Source organism: Actinomadura soli (genome assembly GCF_005889715.1).
Lineage (GTDB): Bacteria > Actinomycetota > Actinomycetes > Streptosporangiales > Streptosporangiaceae > Spirillospora > Spirillospora soli.
Genome location: NZ_VCKW01000068.1, coordinates 26,027 through 33,714, shown reverse-complemented (window position 1 = coordinate 33,714; position 7,688 = coordinate 26,027). Strand labels below are relative to the sequence as shown.

The window sequence follows — 7,688 nt, the reverse complement described above, 5'->3', positions numbered from 1 at the left end:
ACGGCCACCACCGAGATATACACCGTCTAATTCGTCGGCAGCGTCAGATGGGTATAAGAGACAGGGCGGGTGGTCGCCGTTGGACGAGGCGGCCAGGCCGGTGACCCAGCCGAGCAGTTCGGCGACGTCCGCGGGCTCGGTCGCGAGGCCGGACGCGAAGTACCGCACCTGCCCGGCGACCTGGTCGAGCGTCCGGACGGTGTTGCCGAGCCCGACCCGGCCGAGCCAGGCGCGCAGGTCGCCGTCCTCGGCGAGGCAGCGGCCGATCTCCGTGCGGGCCAGCAGGTCGGTCTTGGTGACGACGACGGCGACGCGCTTCTGGTGCCCCTGATCGGGACGGGAGCGCAGCTCGTTCAGCACCCGTTGCAGGGTGTCGGCGGGATCCTCCTCCGACGACACGGCGGCGTCGTCGATGAACTCCCGCTCGTCCCCGGTCAGGGACCTGCGCAGCTGGGGGAGGGCGAACGGGTCGACCACGAACAGCAGTGCCTCGCTGTGGTCGAGGTAGCGCAGCGATTCGACCTCGGTGGCGCCCGTGTAGTGCTCCCCGGCCGGGTCGAAGAGGTAGAGGATGCGGCGCGCGCGTCCGGGCAGCTCGATGTCCACCATGGTGGCGAGGGGCAGCTCCGGGCCCGTCTTGGCGAGCCGTCCGCCGCGCTGGAACTCGTGGATCGCGCCCGCGTACGCCTGCGCGTGCCGCTGCTCGACGAACGCGAGCCTCCCGTGGACGGCGCGCACGCGTGCGTGCAGGGCCCGGATGCCGAGGACCATGAACGTCGTCTTCCCGGCGGCCGGGCCGCCGACGAACGGCAGCGGTTCGACGCGGACGCGTCCGATCCGCTCGGGCAGCCGCCCGCCGCAGTGGGGGCAGTACGCCGCCAGCCGGAACCGTCCGAGCGGCACGGTCGTCGGCAGCCGCGCCCCGCACCGGCACACGTGCCGGAACGCGCCGCCCGAGCCGGGCGCGAGATGCCGGTGCCGCGCGCCGCAGCCCGGGCATTCGTACTCCGGCAGGCCGATCCGCTCGTAGCAGAACGGGTGCGGGCAGGTCTGCAGGATCCGCCCGTACGTCATGAACACGCGTTCCACCGCGGCGAGGACGAGCACGCACACGAGCCAGACCGCGAGCCCGGCCGCCGCGACGACCCCGTACAGGACGGTCAGCGCGAGCACGAACCCGGACGCGGGAACGGCCGCGGCGACGATGCCCGCGCACAGCGCCAGCCAGATCGGGAAGACGAAGAACCCCCAGAGCCCGCCGAGCAGCACGCGGGTGAGCTGGACGATGGTGCCCCTGGCCGTCCGGTACACCTGCGGGACGACGGTGCGGCTGATCGTCCACCAGTCGCGCCACACCTGGCCGAGCAGGTAGTGCCGGTAGGAGATCTTCGGCTCGGCGACCGGCGAGGGCCCTTCGAGGGTGGACGGCGCGAGCGTCCGGCACGCGTGCAGGTAGTACAGGCCGAGCGCGGCGACCCCGGCGACGACCAGCGTCCCGGCGAACAGCACGGGGAACACGTACATGAACCCGAGCCACATCGCGGCGCCCCACACGGCGATCAGCAGCAGCACGAGAATGGGATGCACGGGTTCACCTCCCTCTGCGGACGGATTCGTCCTCGGCGAGGAGGTCCCGCAGCGCGGCCCGGAGTTCCGGGCTGCGCGCCAGGTGCGAGTCGAGCTGCTTGGCGGCGAGCCACCGTCCGGCGGCGGCCCGCGCCCACGCCTCCAGGGCCGGTTCGGCGCGCCCGCGCGCCCTCAGCCGCAGGACGACCTCGACCAGCTCGTTGCGCTGCTCGATCTCGGCGCCGCGCAGCGGGGCACGGCCGGCGCGGGCGCGGGCGGGCAGCTCGGCCGTCCACTGCGCGCCGAGCCGGGCGCGGGCGCGGTCGGGCAGTTCGGCCAGCAACTCCGCCCGGAACGCCGGCGGGCGGCGGGCCAGCCGCCGCGCGGCCCCGAGGAACGCCTCCCCGGCGAGCTGCGGCGTGGCGCCGTCCGCGGCCGTGATGGCGTCCAGCGCTCGCGCGGCGCGCGCCGGGCCCGCGGTGATCGCCTTCCCGTACGCCTGGACGAGCGCCGCGTCGTGCCCGGACCGCCCGTCCGGCATGAGCTCGCGGACCCGTTCGGCGAGCCGCAGCGCCGCCGGTTCGGCGAGGCGCTCGCCGCCGGGGAACGCGAGCCTGGTGAAGGTCCGGGACGGCAGCCCGGCCAGCGCGGGACGGTCCGCGACCGCCTTCCCGTGCGCGTCCAGCAGATCGGCGCATTCGCCTGCGGACGGTGGCGTCCCCCAGACCTCGCGGAGCGCCGCGTCGATGTCGGCGCCGTCGAGCCGGAGCAGCTCGCCGGTGACCGCGATCCTGCGTCCGGGGCTCCTCCGCCCGATCGACGCCAGCACGGCGCACGCGACGGCGGGCGCGGTACGCAACCGCTCGGCGTGCCCGTAGAGCAGATCGCAGTTTGCGGACGTGAGGGCCGCCACCCGCTCCGGTTTCCCGGCATCGGACAGGCCGGAGATCACGCCGTCCAGGAGGGCGTCCTTGAGTGCGGCGGGGCAGCCGGTGAGCGCTTCGCCCAGGTCAGCGGCCCCGCTCCGCGTGCAGCGCGCCGCGGACGCCCTGACCACGGCGGGATCGAGCGGTGCCCTCGCGCGCTCGGCCACCCCGGCCGCCGCGACCACCGCCGCCAGGCCGGACGCCTCCGCGAGCGCGTCCGCGGCCCGGTCGGTGACGCGGAGCGAGCACTGCCGCGCGACCTCGTCCGCGCCCGCCGCCCGCGCCCGCTCGTGGACGGCGAGCGCCAGGTCCAGCCCCATGGACGGCACGCCGGGCACCAGGTCGCGCCACACCCATTCGGGAATCCTGGAGCCGTGCCGCGACATCAGCTCCGCCGCCGCGGCCTCCTCGTCCGCCGTGACGGTCGCGTCCCCCCGGCACAGGGCCAGCAGCGCGGCGGCGCCCTCCTGCGCGGGGTCGTTCAGCGGGGCCAGCTCACCGAGCGCGTCCAGCCCCCCGAAGTCGGAGTCGCGCCAGCAGCCGGCGACCGTCCGGGCGAAGCGGCTCGCGCGACCGTCCGGGGCGCCGTCGCGGAGGTCGAACGCGCACGCGTGCGAGGCGTGGTGCTGCGCGGCCGCCCAGATCGCGGGGGTCGTGCCGACCAGGCGCTGCGCCGCGCCGTCCGGGTCGGCGGAGTAGGTGACGAAGGAGAGCCGCGCCGCCGCCGCGACCGGCAGCGAGTACGACACCACCGCGATCCAGCGCGCGATCAGCTCCACGTCGTCGGCGACCAGCACGACGCGGCCGTGGCCCCGGCCCAGGACCTCCGCGACGGCGTCGACCAGGTGTCCGAGCAGCGCGTACGGGTCGCCGGGCCCGGACGCCGCCGCCAGCCACGCGGCGAGCGCCTCCGGGTCGAGCGCCGCGCCGGGCGTCAGCTCGTCCAGCGGATCGAGGACGGTCTGCGGCGCGGGATCGTGCGTCCAGTGCGGGGCGTGCCACAGCTCGGCGGGACGCAGGCCCTCCAGCTCGTCCGGCTCGGCCACGACGGCGTGCGCGAAGAAGTTGCCGTAGCGGCCCGAGTAGTCGCGGCCCAGGTAGCGGCAGCGCAGCAGCAGCGGGCGCCCGTCCACCCGGTCGTACAGCAGCGACACGGGGAACCCGCCCAGCTCCGACTCGTCCGGCGACAGCGGGGCGTCGGGCGGCGGGCGGTACGACAGGTACGGCGTCACGCCCGCCCGCACCCCGTCCGGCAGGCCGGGCGTCTCGGCCACGAACTGGAACCCGGCCCGGCCGGTGGGCCCGCGCCGCGCGGAGGTGTAGTGCAGCTGCCAGGCCACGCCTAACCACCTCCGGGGCGGACGCCTTCGAGCATCCCGAACCGGTACAGCAGCCACAGCAGCGGATCTTCGGCCCGGTACGGCCGGACGCCGCCCGCGCCGACCCGGCCCTCGTCGGGGACGCCGCCGAGCGCCGACAGCCCGAACAGCGCGTGGTCGGCGTACTGCTGCCCGAGGTAGGTGTCGAGCTGCCCGGCCTGCCAGTCGTGCAGCAGCGCCCTGACCTGCTCGTTCACCGCGTCCCTGTCGTCCAGGTCGAGGACGCCCGACCCCGACCGGGACCGGTGCAGGGCCGACTGCCTCAGCAGCCCCGGCCGCAGCACGTCGATCTTGGTGAGCGCGACCGCGACCGGGACGGGCAGCGGCTCGCCCGGACGCGTGCCGTGCCGCTGCCGCAGCGCGTCGGTGACGCGGGCGATGATGTTCAGCGGCTCGCTGTCGGGATCGTCCCCCGCCCCGCGCGGCGCGGCCACGGCGTCGCGCACGCCCGTCCGCGCGCCGGGCAGCTCCAGCGGGTCGACCAGGAAGACGATCGCGTCCGCCGCCTCCAGGTACCGCAGGTGCAGGTCGGTGACCTCGCGGCTGCGCAGGTCCTCGCCCGCGGTATCGAACAGCACGAGCGCGAGCGAGTCGTTGCGCGGGCGCGCGAAACGCCCCCGCCGCGTCCGGGTGAGCAGGTACACCAGCGGCTCGCGGGGTCCGGTCGCCGCGCTCGCCGTCGTCGGCAGCAGCCGCCGCTCCTCCAGCAGCGGGCGCGCGAAGTCGCGCTTGTACCGCTCGATCGTGCGGTCGTCGCACGCCACGAGCGACGCGTCCAGCTCCGTCCCGACCCGGTTCATCAGCTCGTGCAGCAGGACGGCGATGTAGGTGCTCTTGCCCGCGTTCTTCGCGCCGACCAGCGCGACGATCCGGCCGGGGGAGTCGCAGTACGCGGACGGCAGCGGGTTGTGACATTCCGGGCAGGCCCGGTTGCCGGTCGCGAGGCCGCATTCCGGGCATTCGGCGCGCCCCTTGCGCCCGGACGCGGCGAACACCGGCGGTAGCGACGCGCCCGCCGTCGACCCCGTGTACTCGGCGAGCGCCTCGTCCAGGACGGGTGCGCAGCCCTGCCGCCGCCCCGCCTGCCCGCGGCACCGGAACAGGATCCGCTGCGGCGCGACCGGCTCGAAGCAGTACGGGCACGTGACGCCGTTCCTGGGAGCGCGCTGCCTGGACGGCACTCCGGGGATCCCCACGCGGGCGAGCGGCCTGGTCATCAGGTGACCTGGAGCCGGCGGACGGGGGGATCGGCCAGCTCGACGACGTCGTCGTCGGCGAAGCAGCGCAGCCAGTACGGCCCGGACGCGTCCGGGACGGCCAGCGACAGCTCCCCGGGGACCGGCACCTGCTCCCACGCGCCGAGCGTCTCGCCGTCGGCGGCCCGGTGCGGCATGACCCGGCCGGTGCGCAGCACCAGCGACAGCCGCGCCACCCGCAGCGGGCGCGACGCCGTCAGCCGGATCGTCAGCGCCCGCCGCCACGGCGGGCCCGACCGCAGCACGTCGTAGCGGACGATCGCGCGGGCCGCGACGACGGCGGTCACCGGCGTCCCCGTCACCCGGGAGCCGCCGACGGTCCCGGCCGCCGCGACCGACAGCTCGACGGGCTCGTCCTCGGGGACGGGCAGCCTGATCCCGCCCTGCGTGTCGTAGGCGGCGCGGGTCACGGTCTCCGACGTCGGCGGATCGGCGATCTGCAGGGCCTCCCGCCCGACCTTGTAGACGAGGTCGACCTCGGCGACGTCCGGCGGCCAGTCGAACCCGACGTGCACGTGCTCGCCGCGCCGCTCGGCGATCAGGCGGCGCGGCGGCGGCAGGTTCACGTGCCGGTGGTACGCGCCGATCGCGGCGCCGCCCTCCGCCACCGACACCGCGAGCAGCCACCCGCTCGCGCCCGGCCGGACCGCGAGCCCGCCCGGCACCGGCGTGCACGCCAGCCGCCGCGTCTCCCGCCGGACCTCCTCCAGCGGGACGAGCGCGCTCCGCGGCCACGGCGGCGGCCCCTCCGACAGCACCAGCTCGACCGTCCCGCTGCCCGGCGGGTCGAACCGGACCGTGACCAGCCCCGGGTCGGACGGATCGGTCCCGGCGGCCAGCTCGAACACCGGCTCGGGCGCCGCGCTCGGCGTGACCGACGCGCGCACCCCGTCCGTCACGACCTCCCGTCCGGACGGGTCGAGGTAGACGGCGGCGACCCGGTAGTGGTGCGTCCGGCCGTTGGGCACGGGTTCGCGGAACCCGTCGCGCCCCGCCGGGACGACCTCGCCGTCCCGGACGACGACGACCCGCGCCGCCTCGGCCGGGCACCGCCACCGTCCGGTGACCTGGCCGTCCCCGGCGAGCAGCTCGACCTCGCCGGGCTCGGGCCGCACGGTCACCGGGCCCGCCACCGCCGGCGCGGCGGCGGCGTCCCCGCGCACCGCGAACACCCCGTAGAACACCGGCTCGTTGACGGGCGGGCGCTCGTCCAGCACGCCGGTGATCCCGGCGCCGTCCCGTACGTCGCGCGGCGCCCGGCCCACCTGCCGGACGACCTGGTACTCGATCTCGCCGGCCGTCGAGGGCGACGGCTCCCACGAGAGCCGGACGGCGCCGGCGTCCACGTCCGCCCGCACCGCCGGGACGGGGCGCGGCGCCAGCCGGTGCCGGTGGGCGGCCGCGCCGGGCAGGTCGCGGACGAGCCGGAGCGCGTCGTCGAGGAGGCGGTGCGCGCGGTCCGGGTCGGGCTCGGCGGCGGCGGTCTCGCGGAGGCGCAGCGCCGTGTCGAGCCGGTGCCGGGCCTCGGCGGCGAGGACCTCCTCCTCCGACGGCCCGCCCCCCGCCTCGCGGGGCACGCCGGCGGCGTCCGCCAGCTCCGCCGCCGCGAACACCTCGCCCGCGTCGAGCAGGGCGCGCAGGCGTCCGGCGAGGCCGCCGCCCGGCCCGGTCTCGCGGACGACGGCGAACACCATGCGGCGGGCGTCGCGCCGGTCGATGCCGAGATCGTCCGTCGCGTACCGCAGCAGGGCCCGCTCGGACGCCCGCTGCCGCAGCCGCTCGCGGAGCCGGTCGACCACGTCGTAGAGCACCAGTTCGGGGAGGGGCGCGTCCGAGCGCAGCGCGGCGAGGATCGTGTCGGCGTGCGTGGTGCTCGTGTCGCGGCTGCGGCGCGCCCATTCGGCGGCGGCCGCCGCGACGGCGTCCTGGTCGAGCCGGAAGGTGCCGCCGGGCGCGGCGAACCCGTCCAGCAGCCGGATCGCGCCGGTGATCCGCCCGCCGAACACGAAGTCGGCGAGGTGCCGGGCGCCGAGGACGTCCAGCGACTCCTGCACCTTCCGGTACGCCGGATAGGGCGCGGCGGCCGGCAGCGCGTCGGGCTCGCGGATCTCGATCCCGTCGGCCGCGGCGACCCGCTCCAGCTCGGCGCGGGTCACGCCGCCGGTGCGGGCGATGCCCTCGACCTCGGCGGGCGTGGCCATCTTCAGCGTCCCGGCCGCGTCGTCGAGCCGGGCGCGGGCCTCGGTGCGGCGCCGCTCGGTGCGCTCCCGGCCGCCGCGCAGCCGCGCGTCCAGCGGCCGGAGGTCGCCGCGCTCGGCGGCGGCGAACAGCGGCGCCAGCTCCCGGTGCTCGGCCTCCAGCCGGTCGATCAGCTTGCGGTACTTCAGCTGCCCGCGCGCGCGCCGCCAGCACTGCCGGACCTCCTTGACCCGCGCCGCGACCACCGGCCCGGTCAGGGGGTCGGGGAGCGCGTACCGGGCGCGCAGGTCCTCGGGAGGCTGGTCGCCCGCCGCCCGGGCGGGTTCCAGGACCTCCCGCCGGTAGTCGTCGTCGAACGCCAC

4 protein-coding genes are annotated in these 7,688 nt (G+C 76.8%); all 4 read right to left on the bottom strand.

Annotated features, from left to right (window positions below):
• Nucleotides 1-1,587, bottom strand: a 1,587-nt coding sequence (locus ETD83_RS15610; protein ID WP_230420935.1) for a TRAFAC clade GTPase domain-containing protein, incomplete at its 3' end; no start/stop codon positions are given.
• Between the two features lie 4 nt (nt 1,588-1,591).
• Entirely contained in the window at nt 1,592-3,832 is a 2,241-nt protein-coding gene (locus ETD83_RS15605; protein ID WP_138645845.1) for a GAP1-N2 domain-containing protein, read from the bottom strand.
• A gap of 2 nt (nt 3,833-3,834) precedes the next feature.
• Entirely contained in the window at nt 3,835-5,088 is a 1,254-nt protein-coding gene (locus ETD83_RS15600; RefSeq protein ID WP_230420934.1) for a TRAFAC clade GTPase domain-containing protein, read from the bottom strand.
• Entirely contained in the window at nt 5,088-7,688 is a 2,601-nt protein-coding gene (locus ETD83_RS15595) for a hypothetical protein (protein ID WP_138645844.1), read from the bottom strand. The genes ETD83_RS15600 and ETD83_RS15595 overlap by 1 nt, the downstream gene beginning before the upstream one ends.